The sequence below is a fragment of the Gordonia sp. OPL2 genome, from assembly GCF_003797825.1.
Taxonomy (GTDB): domain Bacteria; phylum Actinomycetota; class Actinomycetes; order Mycobacteriales; family Mycobacteriaceae; genus Gordonia.
Map to the genome: position 1 here is coordinate 250034 of NZ_RKME01000004.1, position 17843 is coordinate 267876.

Below are 17843 nucleotides of genomic sequence, written 5' to 3' on the forward strand. Positions count from 1 at the left end.
TGCGGGGATGTCAGACTTGACGAAATTCAATTTCGAGGAGCCCCAGATTTCATCAAGTCTGCCTTTAGGGGTGAGATCTCCATTAAGTGCACAACTTTCCACAGTACCGCCTCCTTCTGACACTCTATTTTCTCGGGTGGTCCGGTATTCTGGAAAGTTCAAATGCGCGTGAAGTCGGACTTTCAACGCTCGAAGTTTATCGGAGACACCATCTTCAACGACGTCGATTTCAATGGCCCTACCTACTTCAAGCGAGTTAAGGTGACGGGGTTCGATAGAACGGAATTCACGGGAAACGCCTCGTTCTCAAACTGCACTTTTACGAGCCTGGCCGACTTCCAAGGTGCCGTATTTAGGGGCCGTACATGGTTCTCGCTTAAGTCAGAGATTGTAGTGAACTTCTTTGGGACAAGGTTCGAGGGGAATGCGAACTTCTCTGACCATACCCTTTAGGTGGCGCGATGGTATTTACATTGGCGGAGTTTACCGGTGATACCACTTTTTTTCATCGCCGCACTGGGCGGCCCCCGTGTCGTTCAATGGGGCGAAGTTCTTAGGCGGAAGTAGTTCTCCAACCTAACTGCGTGGTCCCAGGTGATGGCTGACTGGGACAGCGATAAGACCTTGATTCCCGAAAGTGTTACTCCTAAGAGCCGGCGTCCGGAGATTGAACAAGACCCCTATAGTCACGCAGCGCAGGCGCTCATCCGCTCTTCTTCTCTCTCGGTGCTTCCATCCAAACCCTGTCGCCATTTTCTGGTGCAGAACTGTCGTGGGTTGACATGGGTGGTGTGGCCAGCCGTACCTATCGTTGTGTCCACGTCGGCACCGACGATTGTTTGCTACAGCCGACCGCGCCGAGACACCGCGGCGTTGACTGCTTCGCGCCATGCGTAGTGCTCCCTTCTCTTTGCGTCCAGACTTCCGCGATTGACCTCTAACCAGCTGCGCGCTGCCCTATTTAGCGTTGGTACGCCCTGTGGTACGGGCTGGTCTCCGAAGTAGACAACGCTGGTAAAGGGGTACTTCCGCCCCAGTGCCGACAACCGCTGAGCTGTAAAAGCCCGCAACGAATCGGCAGCAGCCTCTGCTGCTACAGCTTCGGCTTCAGTTGGTCGATAACCTGAATGGACGACACGATTGCGCACATCAGCGACCTTGGTACTCCAGTCGCCGAGTTCACCTCGATCCAACCGCCACGTCCCGCCGAGCCGTGTATGGAACTCGCCTTTGATTCGGGTCGTAATCGTGCCGGAGAAGACCTCTGCGGCATCGTCGACCGACATCCCTTCCTCCCACATCAACATGCCGAGGAGGCCGTCGAAAAGCACCTCGCAGGCGATACCGAGGTGGATCACGGCGTCGCGAAACGATCCAACGCCGTAAAGGGCGTACCCCGCGTCGGTTCTACACTCGACGTACCGGGCGAGTGGATCCAGTCGATCCAGGCGGCCTTGGAGACCCGCAGCCTGATCGAACATTGCATGATCGGTACCGATTTCACTCGAGAGTCCACCGAGGTTCGGGGGCGCGCCGTCTTCGAGAACCGTGATACCGACGAACGTAACCTCGGTCTCGTCGGCCGCACGTCTAAAGGTGAGCACGGTTGGGAAGAGGCGCCGAATTGTCAACTCCGGCAACGGACGAGAGGCGACCATACGGTAGGACCGGTAGAACTTCATGAGTTCATTGAGACAGCGGTCGATTGCGCTCGTATCGGACGGCTCCTCACTGTTAAAGGTGATGGCCTCCACAACGGTTCGGTACCGCTCACCTGGAGCGATCTCTCGGTCCAGGTAGTCGTGGTCAGGGTCTCCGTTGTCGGTCGGGTGCATCACGTCGAATGCCTTCATCAGCAACTTGCTCTCGTGCACGAACGGCGCGGGTGAGTCATCGACCATCTGCCAGAACCTCAGAGATACGAAGTTGTGCTCGCCATCCAGTACTTCAAGCGCCTCCATACCTGGTTGCGGAACGGAACGCATCCCATCCAGCTCCGGCACGCGCTCGTCGGTAGTCGAATACCAGGTTGCCCGCTGCGGTATCGGGATCGGATCAGGAAGCAGGATCATGAGACCGACCACGCAGGGCGGTGCGATCTCATCGAAGAACTCTTGTGTCATGCAGCAAGACTATCTGCGCATTTCTCAGTTGGACGCACTGGCAACCGACGGACCCATACCTCCATTAGATGGTCTTTGGAGTGACCGCATTCTGCGGTTCCGTCAAAGTAGGAATTTTGGTCTCTCAACTAGTCCTAGCATGGAAAGTGCAGATAAGTTCAGTCCATTCCAACGGCGATCCGCTCGCCGCAGCGCTGACGCGACTGTTCGAGAATCCGGATCTGCATGTCATGGTTCAGAATGCTGGTTCTCAAAGAATTGACAATAAATGGTGCGCAGATAACAACGTCAATGTAGGGCGCCAACTTCGACCTGCTTGCCGGGGACTCGCGAACTATAACGGTTCGTGGGCTGCGGCGCGGCATGGTAAAGCTCACTTGTGAGTGCACTTATGAAGGAACCGTGCACGAGATTGCGGTTAGTTGTGAATTTTGAATTCAAGTCTAGTTTGTCTTCTTTAGCAGGGCAGTGACGCCGGCCAGGGACCAGTGCGGCCAGAATCCAGGCGAGTACGCACAGAATGAGCAGGGCGATGTCCATCGACCCTGTTGCGGTGCGCGCCTTCGTCGGGCCACCTCGAGAAATGAGACGCGACAGCGCTGGGGCTAAGCGGCTTCATCGGCGTATATCAGCCACCCGCTTCGCGGACTCGACGAGATCTTCGTGAAACATGTCGCTATCGAAGACGTTATCGCTGTCCCGGATCCCGACCCCCGCATCACAGAGGAACGTCGCCAACTGATCGCCATCCATCGAAAGCATCCCGGACCGTTCTAGTAGTGCCTTCGCCCCGATGCTAAAGCCGCCCGTTGTGAAGATCAAGATTAGGGACGCGTCGAATGGGCTTAAGCGAAGGCCCGGCCATTCTTGCAGAGCGCCGCCTGTTCGAGCTAATTCAGCGGTCCCTACCATCTCCCGCACAACCGCAGGTCCCAGGTTCGATGTGGGGTAGTGCTTCGCTTGACCTATCAGCCAGACTCTCGCACGGTCATCGAGTCCTCCGTACGGGAACGGGGAGTCGAGCCTTCCTTTCAACTCCAGTCTTCCATGGAAGTCGATTCCCCCATCGTTGCTATGTCTCGTGGTTCGAGGATCTTGGCAACCCAGCAACCGTAAGACAGTCGCGCAGGCAAACTCGAAGTCACGATGTGAGAGTCCTCGCAGAGAGCCCTTCGTATGCGTGACAAACGCTCTTCTGGACCGTGCGGTCCTGTCGTCGGCAGGAAGGACTGGGTCATCGAACGAAGCCCCCCGAACCCACTCACCTCCGGATCCGAAGAGCTCGATCTCCCAAGTTGTTCCGCTTTGAATCGCGGCGTTGCGCATACTATCCAGTGTTTCCTGGACCTTTGGCACGAGTGCCTCGACAAGCTCCAAGGCATCGTTGATGCTGCTCGCATGGTGGTTCGCTTGCGCGAGCTCTGCAAGACAAAGGTGTAAGTCTTGAGGAGGCGCACCCGGGTCCATGTGTTCGACGAGCAGCCGCGTGAGGTCCTCTGCCCCGAGCGCCATCAGTCGGATGCCGGATCCTCGTCCGCATCTCGAGCAGCACTGGCCGCCCGTAGAACGGAGCCGGACTTTTCGCGGAGGGACTTCAAAATCTGTAGGTCATCCTCGTCGAGGTTCTCGATCGTCTCCAGGCTCATGTCGCGCAGCGAGGCAAGAGCAGCTTTGGCGTTCGGCAACCACTTCGTCGCCTTTGCTTCTGATTTGACGATCGCGAGGGCGTCAGCCAAACTCTGATCGTCATCTTGCATCGCAGATAGCGCGTCCGGGTTCTCGATAATGAGCTTCAGGTCTCGGATGTCGCCGTAACCAGAGATCTTCCTCGGTGCGTCTGCATCCCCAGTCAGCCAGAAGTAGAGCTGCGGCCGGGTGTTCTCGTCCGTCAGCTCGTACTTCGAGCTATCCCATCCCAGCCAGTCGCGGAGTTTGGGCTGTCCGACAACTTCATGGAAGATCGCATAGAGGTCAGGCGTGACAAGCTCGCCGTACTCCGAGTCTTCGGCCATTTGGGTTAAGGCCGAGAACGCACGATGTCTGCGGTTCACCTCCTGGACGGTCAGCCCGAGCCGAGAAGCGACCTGCCGCGCATCGAGATCACTATCTTCTATGAGCTGGTACACCAGTAGAGCGCTTTGGTACCCGCCCCACTCCTTAGGACCACCGACGTGTCGGATACCCATGATCGCGAGAAGGTCGTCCTCCGAGGCTTCCGACGCGACAAGAACAGGAACCGTCTCAAACACGTCCAGTACCGAAGACTTCAATGCGGCGCCGCTCGCATGCTCATTCCTGAGCAGCTTCAACGCGGCTGTGCGGCGGTTCCCTTCGACCACGACATAGCGGCTTACCCCGGCCGGAATCGGGCTGGACGAGTCCTCATCTTCCGATCTCGCTTCAACCTTCAGCGGCCGAACCACGATGCGTTCCACCGGAACAAAGCCGTTCTCTGATATTGAACGCTTCACTTCGGTGACGCCGTCGCTGACGATCTTCGAAAGGGCAGCTTCCTGGACAGACACCTCGGTGAAACGCGATTCGGCTACCTGAATCCCGGATCCCGGATCCCGGAACCGGAAGTTGTTTGGGTCGAGAAAAATATCGTCGAGCGCAACTGTAGCTGGAAGGTAGTCGACCATCCGCTCACCCTACGCCGCGGATAGGCCAGGAAGCTTCCAGAAGCTGAGGCGGAGGGCTCGTGTCAAGGTGAGATTCGGAGGCTCAAGGGCGCGGGGCGATCACGCTCGCATCTGTGCTGCCCCGGCCTCGATTACCCGCTCCCGCTCGGACTGCCTCTGCCGCTTGGCCAATGCCCCGTTTCGATCGGGTCTTTCGCTATGCTGCTCTTCCTACGTGCAGTACCCCTCCTGCGTGGTGGTTCTGCACACAGTTCTGATACCTAACCCATTACGCGACAAGACGTGCGGATCCCACCATCCGAATCGGGGAATGTCGGCGCAGTCTTGCCCGACACTGTCCATCCATCAGCACGCAGATCCGCATGTAGGCGCGGCGACCCATGCAGCCCGCGGCCTTGGTGAACGCCGCTCGCGGCCCGATCGATGTTAGTTGCGCGTGGTGTGCAAAACCCGTTGTGGCACCAGCGATTGCGCTCGCTTGCGCCACTTGTAGAACCACGCCTGGCTGATCTCGAGCAGCCGACAGGTCACCGCGTGTGGCGCCCGATACTTGGTCCTCTGGTCGGCGACGAAGCGTGCCACGCTCACTTCGTCGTCTTCTTGACCACCCGACCACCGATCGCTTGAGGACATCACGCTCCAGCCGCAACTTAGCGACCTCGTCACGAAGCGGTTGGAGCTCAGCAGCATCGTCCGGGTCATCTCGCCGTGGCCCTCACGTTCGCCGCGCGCCCGGCTGACCCAGTAACCAGCGCGCGCTCATTGATCCCCATATCCTGGGCCACCTGGGCGATCGGCTTACCCGTCTCCTCGACGATCGCCGACCGCCCCATCCTAGAACTCCCGGGCGTACTTCTTGCCGTCGCTCGAATCATCGGACGGGGTCTGAACCGGTCACAAGGTGCGGCTTGCACGCACGTAGGAAAATGCAAACTGAGTGGGAATCCTGGGGCTCACGGTGATGCAAAGTAGCTGAGAATCGCCAGAACAGGGTGCAAAGTAGATTGAGAACCTACACGCGCCACGAACGTTCCGCGGAACGCTACGCCGCGGCGAGAACCTCGTCGGACTGCCGCGCTTTCCACGCCCACGCCGCGTACAGGACCTCGGTCGCGTAACCGGCGTCGAGGTGACGTCCGGGATTGATGGGCAGCACTGCGTCGTCGTCGATCGTCGCATCGGGTTTCCACCCGTCGGGCTTGTGGACCGCAGGTGCTCGCTCGATGGTCGATCCGTCGGATCGGTGGAAGCTGAACTGTTGGCTGCCAAGGGCTTTGATCGCGAACTCCCCTCGGTGCAACGCGCGATGGTGAGCAGAGCACAGCAGGATCAGGTTGTCGGGATCGGTGGTTCCGTTCTGTGACCAGAACGTCACGTGGTGGGCGTGCAGGTGGCGGGTGCGGCCACAGCCGGGATGCTGGCAGCAGCGATCCCGTTCGAACAGCACGCGCATCAGTTTGCGGGTCGGCATGCGGCGTTTGCGACCGTAATTGAGTACCACGCCGCGTGTGCCTCCACGTTTCTTGGCGTGCTTCACTTTCCGAACGGCTCCGCCGCAGGCGGCCTCGTCGACGTCCGCGTCCTCGAGCGCGGGTCCGTCGTCGAGGTGGGGGTCGGCATCGTCGTGGGTGTGCACCACGAGCTCGGCGCCGGGTATGAACTCCGGTGCGGTGATCACCGTCTGCATGGTGTCGCCCATCGCGACGACGGCCGGCGCGATGTCGGAGGGGACGTTGCGCCACAGATCCGCCGATGCCGGGTGGCCAGGCGGCCTCTCGGCGACGCCGGAGGCCTCCTCATCGGGTGCGGGCTCGGTGGGCAGGTCGGGATCGCCGGCGGTGCGAGTCCGCTCGTACTCGGCCCGGACGACGCCGGCCAGGAAGCGGGCACCGTCGAGCGGTGAGAGCCGTAGCGTCACCGACAGCGAGCCGTCCAGGTTCCAGCTCCACGAGCTGCTGGAATCGATGGTTCCGCGCTCGGTTTCGTCCCGGTGACGATCGATGTTGCGGATGGAGCGCACCAGACGTTCCACTTGAGATGCAGTGGCCGACAGAGCAACGTTGAGGAGTTCTTCTTCGCGCTCGGGAGTGGCGACCCGGGTCAGGGCGCGCACCTTCGAGTAGGACAGTCGTCCCTCGCTGAATGCCTTTCGCAGGAGCGGGAGTTCAGGCAACGCATGGGCGATGCGCAGATGGTCTTGCGCCGTTCGGATCGCCAGTCCGGTGCGCCAACTCAGCCAATGTGCGCATGATATGATGCCTTCGCCGCTCCAGCCGCCGCGGCGGTCGAACTCGGCGAGCAATTCGAGGAACCGTGCGGTCAATGCCGCCATCTGACCGGCGTATCCGACGAGGCGAGCCCCGATCTCGTCGGTGGTCAGGTCCTCTGTGGCCACGTGATCGAAGATGGTGGACGACTTACCTGTCGGCGACGACTCGTTCGTGGACGATGGCAGTGCGGTAACCGACATCATGACCCCCCCCTGACAGATGTGAACCGGTTGAACCCAATCTATCGACGGCCTCTGACACGTTGAGCGTTCCGCGGAACGTTCAGGGAATGGTTGTGGAGGCTCGGTGTCGTTCCCCGACGTTGGCCGACTGTCACACATACCACGGCGGGTCACGAGGATCTTCGTCCTCGACGACGTCGATGCGCGAATCGGCAAGCACATCAGCAATTGCCGCCGAAGTCCCCCCGATGCTCGCGAAGTGCGGATCGACGTCGCGAACCATGCACCAGGCACGGTCGGCCGGCCGCACGAATGCCGGAACAGGAAGGTGAGAACCGAGTCCCTCGTCCTCGTCCCATGCGATCAGATCAGCGTTGCCGTGTAACAGGTAGTAGGAACGGACAACAGAACCGCGGTCGTCTGCGAGGTCTACCTTGGCGGCTCCCAGTCCGGTGCACAGCGATGCCACGTCGGGCCAGCCCTCCCAGATCAGGTAGAAGCAGTCGGTCGGAGTGGTCGTGTGACGCGCGAGGTGCGCTACCGCGACACCCATTTGCCAGATCTCCGAAGGCTCAGGGCCTCCGAGGTCCGGAATGGTCGCGTCACTTTCGTGCACGGTCATCGTCTCTCATACTGACACGCGTCAGCACACCTTCCTGGAGAAGCGGCGGTAGGGGAATCGCCACAGCGTTCCGCGGAACGTTCACCATGCCCCACCTACACGAGCCCCTTCTCGACCATGCTCCTCCCCGCCGCAACCACCGCCTCCTCCGATCCTCGTGGCGAGAACCCGAGAATCTCTCGCGCCCTGTCGATCCGCACGATTTTCCGAAACCCCACCTCGGCTGCAGGACCGCGCGCGTCGGCAGAGAACAGGGCCAGAACACGCAGGAGCACGCTCGGAATCCGTCGCGTCGGCACCTGTGCTGCAGCATCGCCGAGCGAATCACGCAGCATCGCAGCAACATCCGACAGCGCCACCGCGGGTTCGTCGCTCGCGATCAGGATGCGCTGGCCCGCAGCGCCGGCTGCATCGATCGCCGCGACATGCGCGTCGGCAACATCGCGAACGTCGACGATCGGGATGAACACGTTGGGAATACCGGGCATCTGGCCTCTCAGCATGTTCTGGATCAGGTGATTCGAGCCCGAGACATTCTGGCCCATCACCGGTCCCATGACAGCGACGGGCAAAAGGGTCACGAGTTCGGTTGTGCCGCCTTCGGTGTGGATGAAGTCCCACGCGGCGCGCTCGGCGTAGATCTTGCTTCGACCGTAGGCGTCGACCCCAGGCCCCTCCGGGATCGACCAGTCCTCCTCGGTGAACGGTGCATGCGCGCGGCCGTGACCGAAGCCGACCGCGTGAAACGCGGAGGTGAGCACCACGCGACGCACGCGCGCGTCCCGTGCGGCCCGCAGCACCCGGAGTGTTCCCTCACGAGCCGGCCCGATGACGTCGTCCTCGTTCTTCACCGCGCCGATGTGCACAGGCGAGGCGACGTGCAGCACCGCGTCGACGCCATCCATCGCGGCGGCCCAGCCGGCGTCGTCGGTCAGGTCGGCCTCGACGAAGGTGAGCGCATCGCCGCGCTCCATGCCTGCGCCGTCGAGGACGCTGCGTACCTCCGGTTCCTTGCGCAGGCTGCGCACGGTTGTACGGACCGCGTGGCCCTTCTCGAGCAGTCGGAGGATGCAGTGGCCCGCGATGAAGCCCGAGCCGCCGGTGACGAGGACAGTTCCGTTGTTCATGACATCGAGGCTGACTCGATCAGCGCACCCGGGACAGATCCCTGCCGACACTGGTACTGGCAGGGACAGGCTCGCGGGACCGATCCGTGGTTACCGTGGTCGTGTGACCGGCGAACCGAACCTACTCGGCGAGTATCTGCGTGCTCGTCGCGAACTGGTGACGCCGGATCAGGTCGGCATCCCCGTCCTCACGTCGAGGCGGGTGCCGGGACTGCGCCGTGAAGAGGTCGCGATGCTCGCCGGCATCAGCGCCGAGTACTACCTGCGGCTCGAGCAGGGCCGCGACCGAAACCCGTCGGATCAGGTACTCCAGGCGATCGCTCGGGTACTGCAACTCGACGACGACGGCTACCTGCTGTCGCTCGCAACAGAACGGAAGCGCCGCAACCCCCGACGCGCTCGGCGCGAGACCGTCCCACCGTCGACGGCACGTTTCGTGTCGCAGCTGCCCTACCCGTCGTTCATCGAGGGACGCTATCTCGACGTACTGGCCGCCAACCAGCCCGCCACCGCACTGTCGCCGCGGCTGCGCGTCGGCCGGAATCGGCTGCGGGACGTGTTCCTGGATCCGGCCGAGCAAGCCCTGTTCTCCCACGCCGAGCGTGCGGCGGGCGCGCTGGTCGCCGGCTTCCGGCAGTCGGTCGGCACCGACATCGACGACCCCCGCTACATCGAACTCGTCGGTGAGCTCTCACTCGCGAGCCCGCTCTTTCGCACGCTGTGGGCCCGTCACGATGTCGCGCCGCGGACCGGCGCCACGGTGACCTTCGATCACCCGTCGGTCGGCGAGATCCGTCTGGACCGCGAGAAACTCGCGATCAGCGGAGCCGACGGCCTGATGCTCGTCGCCTACCACGCCGAGCCAGGATCGGCCGACGCGGAGAAGCTGGGCCTGCTCGGGTCGCTGGCCGAGACCGCATCGGCCGAGTCGGATCGCAGCGCCACATGAGAACGCCGTCGACGGTCCCACATCTGTTCGGGCGGGCGAGGGCGCTCGGGCACGTCCGTCCCGGGTGGAACCAGGGAATGATCACCACCGAATTACGCATGGCCGCAACGCCTGCCACGGTCTGGTCGGTCATCACCGACGTGGCGATGTGGCCGCACTGGGGACCCACGGTCTCCGGTGCACAGGTCGACGACGACGTCCCGCTCGCCGCCGGCGTCCGGGGAACCGTCACGACAGCTGTCGGCATCTCACTGCCGTTCAAGATCACCGAGTTCGACGACGGACGTGTGTGGGGATGGAAGGTGGCGGGTGTACCCGCGACCCGGCATGAGGTCAGACCGGTCCGCGGAGGATCGGTGCTCAGTTTCGGCGCGCCGATCTGGGCCGCTGCCTATCTGCCGGTGCTGGCACTCGCACTCCCACGCATCGAACAGATCGCGCGAGGTGACTAGGGCTCCACCACCCCACGCAAACCGTCGGCCCCGAACAGCGGCTCCAACATGGACGTGAAATCCGGTCCTCGCCGCAGCATCTGGCCGCCGTCGACGTTGATCACCTGGCCGGTGATGAAGCCGGACAGGTCGCTGAGCAGGAACGCCGCCAACTGACCGATGTCGTCGACCTCGCCGACGCGCGGGATCGGGGTGTTGATCCGATAATCGCCGCTCAGCGCGTCGTCGTCGAGAATCGTCGTCACCAGGTCGGTGCGGATCAGTCCGGGGCGAATTCCGTTGACGCGCACACGGCTTGCCCCGAGCTCGTCGGCGCCGAGGGCGACCAGGTGATCGACCGCCGACTTCGTCACGCCGTATGCCCCGAACCATCGATGAGTGTTGCTGGCCGCGATCGACGAGATCGCGACGAATGAGCCACCACCCGCGCGGACGAGGTGGCGCGCAGAGTGCTTGAGCGTGAACATGGTTCCGTTGACATTCAGGTCGACGGTGCGTTTCCACGCATCCGAATCCATCTGCGTGATGGGTCCGATCGTCTCACTGCCACCTGCGCACGCGACGACGCCGTCCAGTCCGTCGCCGTGGGCGGCCGCTGCGTCCGCCGCAGCCGAGATCTGATCCTCGTCGGTGATGTCGGCGGCGTGCGCCAGCACCGCGCCGTCGCGACCGGCGTTCGCGTTGAGTCGCCCGGCGACCTCCTCGAGGCGGCTTTGCGTGCGCCCGACAATGGTCACGGTTGCCCCGTACTCCACCAGCGTGGCCGCGATGCCGGCACCGATGCCGCTGCCGCCACCGGTGATCAGGACCGACTTGTTCTGCATATCCATGGGGAGATACTAGAACGTGTTCTAGTTCGGTCGTGGGGTGCCCGCGCTCGCGACGGCCGACGGTAACGTCGTCACCGATCGACGCGGACGAGAATCCGTGTTCTTGGCGAGGAGGGGTCGGTGCAGTACGACGAAGTGATTCTGGGGCGTCGGAGCATCCGCGGGTTCACACCCGACCCCGTCCCCCGCGAACTGATCGAGGAGATCCTCACTCTCGCCATGCGGGCGCCGTCGTCGATGAACACCCAGCCGTGGAACTTCCATGTGATCACCGGTGAACCGCTGGATCGGATCCGCGCGGGAAACACCGAGCGCAACCTTGCCGGTGTGCCCCATTCGCGAGAGTTCCGCACGGGCGCGGAGAAGTTCACCGGCACCCATCGCGACCGCCAGGTCCAGGTCGCCAAACAGTTGTTCGGCGCGATGGGCATCGCCCGCGACGACACGGAGATGCGGCAGGACTGGGTCCTGCGCGGATTCCGCCAGTTCGACGCCCCGGTCTGCGTGATCGTGACCTACGACCGCATCCTGGACGGCAGCGACGACACGCCGTTCGACTGCGGTGCGGTCTCGACGGCGCTGGTCAACGCCGCCTGGTCACGCGGTCTGGGCGCGGTGATCAACAGTCAGGGCATCATGCAGTCGCCCGTGGTCAGGGAACACGCCGGCATTCCGGACGATCAGGTGATCATGAAGAGCATCGCGTTGGGCTGGCCAGATGACACCTTTCCGGCCAACTCCGTAGTCTCCGAACGCAAATCGGTCGAGGAAGCCGCGACCTTTATCGGCTTCGATCGGTAGAGGCGCGCGCCGGTCGGGCCACCATCGGGCTCAGACTGCACGACGTCGGGGTGTTGCGGCCGCGATCATTGCCCGGTGGTCAGGACAACGAGACGGTCACCTCACCTCGATGACCCTGTCGATGTCGGCTCGACGGGCGGAAGCTCGACCGCGGCGTAGTTCTCGACGAACCGCTCGCCGTGCGCGCCGAGGTAGGTGCAGGTGCGTGCGATCAGATCCACTTCATAGCGGACGACCCCGGCGTCGAAGGTGGCTCGAACGAATTCCGGGAAGGTGGTTCGTCCCTGCTGGTCCGCCCGAAGTGCGGCGATCAGTGCCGTTTCGTCGAACGGTGGCATGACGGTCGGCTCGGAATGGAGCAGGTTTCCCGGCTGGAGCACGACGCCGTCGTCGGTGACGAAGACCATCGACTGCGACGGCACGTCGAAGTAGTTCATGGTGATCCCGGCCTGACGCATGGCCTCGGCAAGGTACGGGAACCCGCCGATCACGGGACGCGCTGCCGCTCCACGGGCCATGGCCGTCGTGACGGCGTCGATGATGGATGTCATCACGTGACTCCTCGTGTGAAGGCTCGCTACCGAGCGTGATTCGACTCAACAGGTATACTATGACACATAGGTGTCAAAAGTGCTAGCGGACGTCGACATGTTGATCAGGAGTCGGCCGCCTATGATTCGGGCATGGCGGATGCGGTCAGTGTGGCGAAGCTGTTCTCGGAACTCTACGAAGCCGCGGGTGCCGGTCGTCGTCTCGGCGAAGGGATCGCCGCGCAAGCCGGCCAGACCCAGGCCCGTTGGCAGACCCTGTGGACCATCGGTGCGGGACCGATGACCGTCCCGCAGATTGCTCGCCGACTCGGCGTCAGCCGGCAGCACATCCTCCGTCTGACGAACTCACTCGCCGATGAAGGTCTGATCGAGTCGGGCGTCAATCCCGACCACAAGACGTCTCCACTCCTCGATCTCACACCGACAGGACGAGAAGTCCTCGACATGATCGACCGCGGTGCACAAGCCTCCAATGAGGCGCTGCTGCAACAGCTCTCCGATTCGGACGTCGAATTGCTCAGGACACTGCTGCAGCGGTTCACCGAGATCGTGAAGTCCATGAGCTGACCACGTTCGCGCTACCATCGCGCAGTTGCGGGGCTGCCTGACTCGGCGCGACAGCGCAACCCGCTCGCGAATCCCAAGAGACATCGCGGACGTCCGAACGCAGGCTCGCCCCGGGGGCGCCGGCGCCGCGGGGCAGGTCACGCGGGCAACCGCACACCATGGACAATGAACCGAGTGAGTACGACCGCCCGATTCGCAGCATCCCGTCCCCGATGACGACAGCACCCCGCTCCTCCCAGGCGATGGTCATCTGGATCGTGGCTCTCGCGGTCTACTTCGTCGCCGTCCTCCACCGTTCCTCTCTCGCCGTCGCCGGACTTCTGGCGGCCGAGCGGTTCGAGATCACCGCATCGCAGCTGTCGACGTTCGTCGTCCTGCAGTTGCTGATCTACGCGCTGATGCAGGTCCCGGTCGGACTGATGGTCGACCGGTTCGGGCCGCGTCGGGTGTTGCTCACCGGCACGCTCGTCCTGACGTGCGCCCAGCTGAGCTTCGCCTTCGCCGACAACTATGCGTGGGCGCTGTCGTCGCGATTCTTCGTCGGGGTCGGCGACGCGATGACGTTCGTCTGCGTCCTGAGACTGGTCAACTCATGGTTCCCGGTCCGGCGAATTCCGCTGATGACTCAGCTCACCGGCGTACTCGGGCAACTCGGCGCGGTCGCCGCCGCCGTTCCGATGACCTGGGCCCTGTCGTCGCTGGGGTGGACCCGTGCCTACCTCGCCACCGCCGCGATCGGTGCCGTGCTCTTGGTGGCGACCCTCATCGTCGTTCGCGATTCGCCGGAGACGCGCACCTCCTCGGGACCACTGCTCGGGTTGGCGGGCATCAAGGACAGCCTGGCCGCGTCGTGGGAGCATCCGGGCACGCGCCTCGGATTCTGGATGCACTTCTCCACCCAGTTCAGTGCGACCGTGCTCGGTCTGCTCTGGGGTTACCCCTTCTTCGTGCAGGGTCAGGGCCTCAGTTCGGCGTCGGCCGGCCTGCTCCTGACGATCATGGTGTTGTCGATCATGGGATTCGGGCCCGCGTTCGCCGCGCTGATCACCCGCTGGCCCTGGCATCGATCGACATTGGTGCTGCTGGTCATCGCGGCGATCGCCGCGATGTGGGCGATCGTCCTGTCCTGGCCCGGTGACGCTCCCTACTGGCTGCTGGTGCTCCTCGTCGTGGTGTGCGGCATGGGTGGCCCGGCCTCGATGGTCGGATTCGACCTCGGCCGGACGTCGAATCCGGTGTTCCGCGTGAGCACCGCGACCGGGATCATCAACCAGGGCGGGTTCTTCGCCAGCCTCACCACGGTGGCGCTGATCGGACTCCTGCTCGACTGGCGGACTCCCGACGGCGTCACCGGATATCCCGCCGAGGCCTTCACCTGGGCGATGTCGGCGCAGTTCCTGTTGTGGGGCATCGGTGCACTGCAGATCTGGCGATATCGCCGGAAGGGGCGCAACCGACTCCTCCGCGACGATCCGGAACTGTGGTCGCGGCAGTCCGGACGACCGGTGCCCGGGGCCTAGGTTTCGACTGCTCGCCCGCGGGCAAACCACACCGGATGAGCAGGACGCTGTCGGCCGTCGCCGCCGGAGCCGCATCCGCGATCGCGGCCGTCGCCGCGCGCGATCTGCTGCAGAAGCGGCATGCGTTGCTCCGGAACTTCCCACTCGTCGGCCATGCGCGGTACTGGATCGAGTCGATCGGTCCCGAGTTGCGTCAGTACATCGTCGCCGCCAACGACGAGGAACGTCCCTTCACCCGCGATCAGCGACGCTGGGTCTACGCGTCGGCGAAGAAGGAGAACAACTACTTCGGGTTCGGCACCGACAACGACCTCGAGTACACGGCCGGTTACGCGGTGATCAAGCACCGTACCTTCGCCCGAGCGGTACCCCGGTCGACACCGGAGGCGGGCCACGAGGCGACGGTGCCGTGTGCCAAGGTGATCGGCGCAGCGCACGGACGGGCGAAAGCATTCCGTCCGGAATCCGTGGTCAACATCTCCGCGATGAGCTTCGGCTCACTGTCCGGGAACGCCGTCGAGGCTCTGAATCGCGGTGCCGCACTGGCGGGTTGCCTGCACAACACCGGCGAGGGCGGCATCTCGCGCTATCACCGCCACGGCGGTGAACTGATCTTCCAGATCGGCACCGCCTACTTCGGATGTCGCGACGATCACGGACGATTCGACCTGAACAAGCTGTGTCGTGTCGTCGACGACGCCCCCGTCCGGGCGTTGGAGATCAAACTCAGTCAGGGTGCCAAGCCGAGTCTCGGCGGGCTGCTGCCCGCGCCCAAGGTGTCGGCCGAGATCGCCGAGGCCCGCGGCATACCGGCCGACCGGGACTGCGTGAGTCCGTCGCGTCACGCCGAGTTCTCCGACACCGACAGCCTGCTCGACTGGATCGAACTGCTCGCCGACGCAACGGGTCTGCCGGTCGGGATCAAGGCGGCCATCGGCGACCTCGACTTCTGGTACGAACTCACCGAGCGCATGCAATCGTCCGGACGCGGACCCGACTTCGTGACCATCGACGGCGGTGAGGGCGGGACAGGTGCGGCACCGTTGATCTTCACCGACAGTGTCTCGCTGCCCTTTCAGCTCGGATTCGCCCAGGTCTACCGGATCTTCGCCGAGCGTGGACTGACTGATCGGGTCACCTTCATCGGCGGCGGCAAACTCGGACTACCGGACAACGCGATCGTCGCCTTCGCCCTCGGATGCGACATGGTCAACGTCGCGCGCGAGGCCATGCTCGCGATCGGGTGCATCCAGGCGCAGAAATGCCACACCGACACCTGCCCCACCGGTGTGGCCACCCAGAATCATTGGTTGACAAGAGGTTTGGTTCCCGAAGTCGCATCCGAGCGTGCCGCCAACTACATCCGTACGTTGCGGCGTGACCTGTTGAAGGTCGCGCAGGCATGCGGCGTCGAACATCCCGGCCTGATCAGTACCGAATCCGTCGACATCCTCACCGGCAGAACGGTGTCCACCCCGCTGAACGAGGTGTACGGCTATCAGCCGGGCGTCGGCATGCCCGGCGCGGCCGACCAGGCGGAGATCATCCGACTAATGACCGCATACGCCGATCAGGGAGGTTCGGCGCCGCCGTCCGCGGGCAGGGTCTGATCGGTCGTGGAAGCGGGCCCACGAGTCGATACCGTCACACCATGGGACACATCATCGTCGACGCGGCGTCGATTCAGGCAGGTTACGGTCCGCACCCTGCGGCCAGTCCATACGACAAGCGGATCAGTGAGACGCTCGGCATCACGGCGTTCGAGGTCTACCAGGTCGAGCTTCCACCCGGCGCCCAGACCGTGCCGCACGATCACCTCGACGACAACAACGATGACGTCTACGCCGTCATCGCCGGCAGCGGGTGGGTTGTTGTCGACGACGACGCGGTGCCCATCTGGCTCGGACAGTTCGTCTCCGTCGAGGTCGGGTCGAGCCGTTACCTGCGGGCGGGAGAGAACGGCCTGACCGTCATTGCCGTGTGCGGCGAGCGCCGATGACCCGACGAACTGGTCGTCGGGCCACCGGCGCAGGCCATCGGCAGTGCTCTGAAGACCTGAGAACCTGCGCGGGTCTTCAGGATTCCAGCAGCCGGAAACCGACCTTCAACGTCACCTGGAAGTGGGCGACCTGACCGTTCTCGATGTGGCCACGTGTCTCGACCACCTCGAACCACTCGAGATTCTCCACGGTCTGGCTCGCGCGTGAGATCGCGCCCTTGATCGCGTCGTCGACGCCTGTCGTCGACGAGCCGACGATCTCGGTGACGCGGTAGATGTTGTCGCTCATGGTTCCTCCATCGGATCGTGAATTCGTCCGAGGGCCGCCTGCTGCTCGACAGACCTCCACTCTCGACCGTAGGTCATAACGGATCGGTCGCCGGGTCAGCCTCGGTCTGATCACAAGCCTGTTGCGCGAACGGCACGATGGATATCGTCGGCTGGGGGGATGTCACTGGACCGTGCGCGAGGAGATCCCGATGACCAACCCCACAGCGACAACCGACTCCGCAGCGACGACCGACTCCGCAGCGACGACGGCACCGGCGGACCCCCGGCGGGTCCGCCTCGATCTACCGGACGGCGGCGGCTCCGCGGAGGGCGTCGTCGTCGACGACTTCAGCGATCTGCTGAAGAGCCATCCGACCGAGGTCACCATCGATCACGATCACATCGCGCGGCTACGACGGTGGGCCGTCGGCCTCGATGGTGGCGGGATCGTGTTCACGGACTCACTGGAGTTCATCGACGCCCCGGAGTCCGATCAGTCCTGATCGACCATCCCGCCGACGCCGACCTCGTTGCCGTCGGGATCACGGAACACCGCCTTGCGCACCCCGTTGTCGTAGGTCTCCGTCGACTCCGCCGCGACGCCCCGCGCCGACGCTGCACTCATGAAGGCGTCGAGATCATCGACGAACACCGTGACGTGGGCGTGCCCGGCATCCGCGGGTGCCACCACGGCGTAGATGTGGCCATGGTCGGTCACCGTCCACACCCGCTCGACGTCGTTGGGATCGAACGACTCGACGTCGCCCAACAATCGTTCGAACCAATCGATGGCCCGGGCGAGATCGCTCACGGGCACTCCGGCGAAGACTTCCATTGTCATGACCTCCTGACTTCACCCTCTCGCACCAGCCCGCACAGACATAGCCGAAACCGTCGCCCCGCGACGATTTCGGCTACGTCTGCGGGCGGGCTGGGTC

Annotated in this window: 20 protein-coding genes; 9 read left to right on the forward strand and 11 right to left on the reverse strand. The window is 63.5% G+C overall.

Features of this window, described 5'->3' with window-relative positions; genetic code table 11:
• Positions 1-162: 162 nt before the first annotated feature.
• The gene (locus EEB19_RS27170; RefSeq protein WP_187584467.1) at positions 163-453 is read left to right on the forward strand and encodes a pentapeptide repeat-containing protein; all 291 of its coding nucleotides are present in this window, start codon (positions 163-165) and stop codon (positions 451-453) included.
• 389 nt (positions 454-842) lie between these two features.
• On the opposite strand, the gene EEB19_RS06900 is transcribed toward EEB19_RS27170, so the two are convergent.
• The 7 genes from EEB19_RS06900 to EEB19_RS06930 form a co-directional block, all read right to left on the reverse strand.
• Complete coding sequence (locus tag EEB19_RS06900) at positions 843-2123, reverse strand: hypothetical protein (protein WP_187584469.1); 1281 nt, start codon at positions 2121-2123, stop codon at positions 843-845.
• Positions 2124-2738: 615 nt separating this feature from the next.
• On the reverse strand, positions 2739-3635 hold the full coding sequence (locus tag EEB19_RS27175; RefSeq protein WP_187584471.1) for a restriction endonuclease: 897 nt from the start codon (positions 3633-3635) through the stop codon (positions 2739-2741).
• A complete protein-coding gene (locus EEB19_RS06910; RefSeq protein WP_187584473.1) occupies positions 3635-4765 on the reverse strand; it encodes a hypothetical protein in 1131 nt (376 codons plus the stop codon). Before EEB19_RS06910 ends, EEB19_RS27175 begins: the two co-directional genes overlap by 1 nt.
• A 426-nt stretch (positions 4766-5191) precedes the next feature.
• On the reverse strand, positions 5192-5353 hold the full coding sequence (locus EEB19_RS26860; protein WP_262365488.1) for a hypothetical protein: 162 nt from the start codon (positions 5351-5353) through the stop codon (positions 5192-5194).
• A 454-nt stretch (positions 5354-5807) separates the two neighbouring features.
• On the reverse strand, positions 5808-7160 hold the full coding sequence (locus EEB19_RS06920; RefSeq protein ID WP_262365489.1) for an HNH endonuclease signature motif containing protein: 1353 nt from the start codon (positions 7158-7160) through the stop codon (positions 5808-5810).
• Between the two features lie 208 nt (positions 7161-7368).
• Complete coding sequence (locus EEB19_RS06925) at positions 7369-7839, reverse strand: hypothetical protein (protein ID WP_187584541.1); 471 nt, start codon at positions 7837-7839, stop codon at positions 7369-7371.
• 95 nt (positions 7840-7934) lie between these two features.
• Entirely contained in the window at positions 7935-8966 is a 1032-nt protein-coding gene (locus EEB19_RS06930) for an NAD-dependent epimerase/dehydratase family protein (RefSeq protein ID WP_187584475.1), read from the reverse strand.
• A gap of 103 nt (positions 8967-9069) precedes the next feature.
• On the opposite strand from EEB19_RS06930, the gene EEB19_RS06935 reads away from it, so the two are divergent.
• Both EEB19_RS06935 and EEB19_RS06940 read left to right on the forward strand, forming a co-directional pair.
• A complete protein-coding gene (locus EEB19_RS06935; protein WP_187584477.1) occupies positions 9070-9915 on the forward strand; it encodes a helix-turn-helix domain-containing protein in 846 nt (281 codons plus the stop codon).
• A gap of 77 nt (positions 9916-9992) precedes the next feature.
• Complete coding sequence (locus EEB19_RS06940) at positions 9993-10367, forward strand: SRPBCC family protein (RefSeq protein WP_187584479.1); 375 nt, start codon at positions 9993-9995, stop codon at positions 10365-10367.
• Here EEB19_RS06940 and EEB19_RS06945 read toward each other — a convergent pair.
• Positions 10364-11197 (reverse strand): SDR family oxidoreductase, encoded by an 834-nt coding sequence (locus EEB19_RS06945; protein ID WP_187584481.1) that lies wholly within the window; start codon positions 11195-11197, stop codon positions 10364-10366. The genes EEB19_RS06940 and EEB19_RS06945 overlap by 4 nt on opposite strands.
• A 120-nt stretch (positions 11198-11317) precedes the next feature.
• Here EEB19_RS06945 and EEB19_RS06950 point away from each other — a divergent pair, with 120 nt between their 5' ends.
• Positions 11318-11998 carry a nitroreductase gene (locus tag EEB19_RS06950; RefSeq protein WP_187584483.1) on the forward strand — a complete coding sequence of 227 codons (681 nt, stop codon included), beginning with the start codon at positions 11318-11320 and terminating at the stop codon, positions 11996-11998.
• A 101-nt stretch (positions 11999-12099) separates the two neighbouring features.
• Here EEB19_RS06950 and EEB19_RS06955 read toward each other — a convergent pair whose 3' ends face one another.
• A complete protein-coding gene (locus EEB19_RS06955; protein ID WP_187584485.1) occupies positions 12100-12549 on the reverse strand; it encodes a DUF1398 family protein in 450 nt (149 codons plus the stop codon).
• 132 nt (positions 12550-12681) lie between these two features.
• Between EEB19_RS06955 and EEB19_RS06960 the strand changes: the two genes are divergently transcribed.
• The 4 genes from EEB19_RS06960 to EEB19_RS06975 all read left to right on the forward strand — a co-directional run bounded on the left by EEB19_RS06960 (position 12682) and on the right by EEB19_RS06975 (position 16635).
• The gene (locus EEB19_RS06960) at positions 12682-13116 is read left to right on the forward strand and encodes a MarR family winged helix-turn-helix transcriptional regulator (RefSeq protein ID WP_187584487.1); all 435 of its coding nucleotides are present in this window, start codon (positions 12682-12684) and stop codon (positions 13114-13116) included.
• 212 nt (positions 13117-13328) lie between these two features.
• Complete coding sequence (locus EEB19_RS06965; RefSeq protein ID WP_187584489.1) at positions 13329-14636, forward strand: nitrate/nitrite transporter; 1308 nt, start codon at positions 13329-13331, stop codon at positions 14634-14636.
• Positions 14637-14671: 35 nt separating this feature from the next.
• On the forward strand, positions 14672-16246 hold the full coding sequence (locus tag EEB19_RS06970) for an FMN-binding glutamate synthase family protein (protein WP_187584491.1): 1575 nt from the start codon (positions 14672-14674) through the stop codon (positions 16244-16246).
• 41 nt (positions 16247-16287) lie between these two features.
• Complete coding sequence (locus EEB19_RS06975; RefSeq protein ID WP_187584493.1) at positions 16288-16635, forward strand: cupin; 348 nt, start codon at positions 16288-16290, stop codon at positions 16633-16635.
• Positions 16636-16711: 76 nt separating this feature from the next.
• Here EEB19_RS06975 and EEB19_RS06980 read toward each other — a convergent pair whose 3' ends face one another.
• Positions 16712-16924 (reverse strand): dodecin, encoded by a 213-nt coding sequence (locus tag EEB19_RS06980; RefSeq protein WP_187584495.1) that lies wholly within the window; start codon positions 16922-16924, stop codon positions 16712-16714.
• A gap of 190 nt (positions 16925-17114) precedes the next feature.
• Here EEB19_RS06980 and EEB19_RS06985 point away from each other — a divergent pair, with 190 nt between their 5' ends.
• A complete protein-coding gene (locus EEB19_RS06985; RefSeq protein ID WP_187584543.1) occupies positions 17115-17408 on the forward strand; it encodes a hypothetical protein in 294 nt (97 codons plus the stop codon).
• Here the strand turns inward: EEB19_RS06985 and EEB19_RS06990 are convergent.
• Positions 17399-17746, reverse strand: coding sequence for a VOC family protein (locus tag EEB19_RS06990; RefSeq protein ID WP_187584497.1), 348 nt, complete (start codon positions 17744-17746; stop codon positions 17399-17401). The two genes, EEB19_RS06985 and EEB19_RS06990, sit on opposite strands and share 10 nt — an antisense overlap.
• Positions 17747-17843 lie beyond the last annotated feature (97 nt).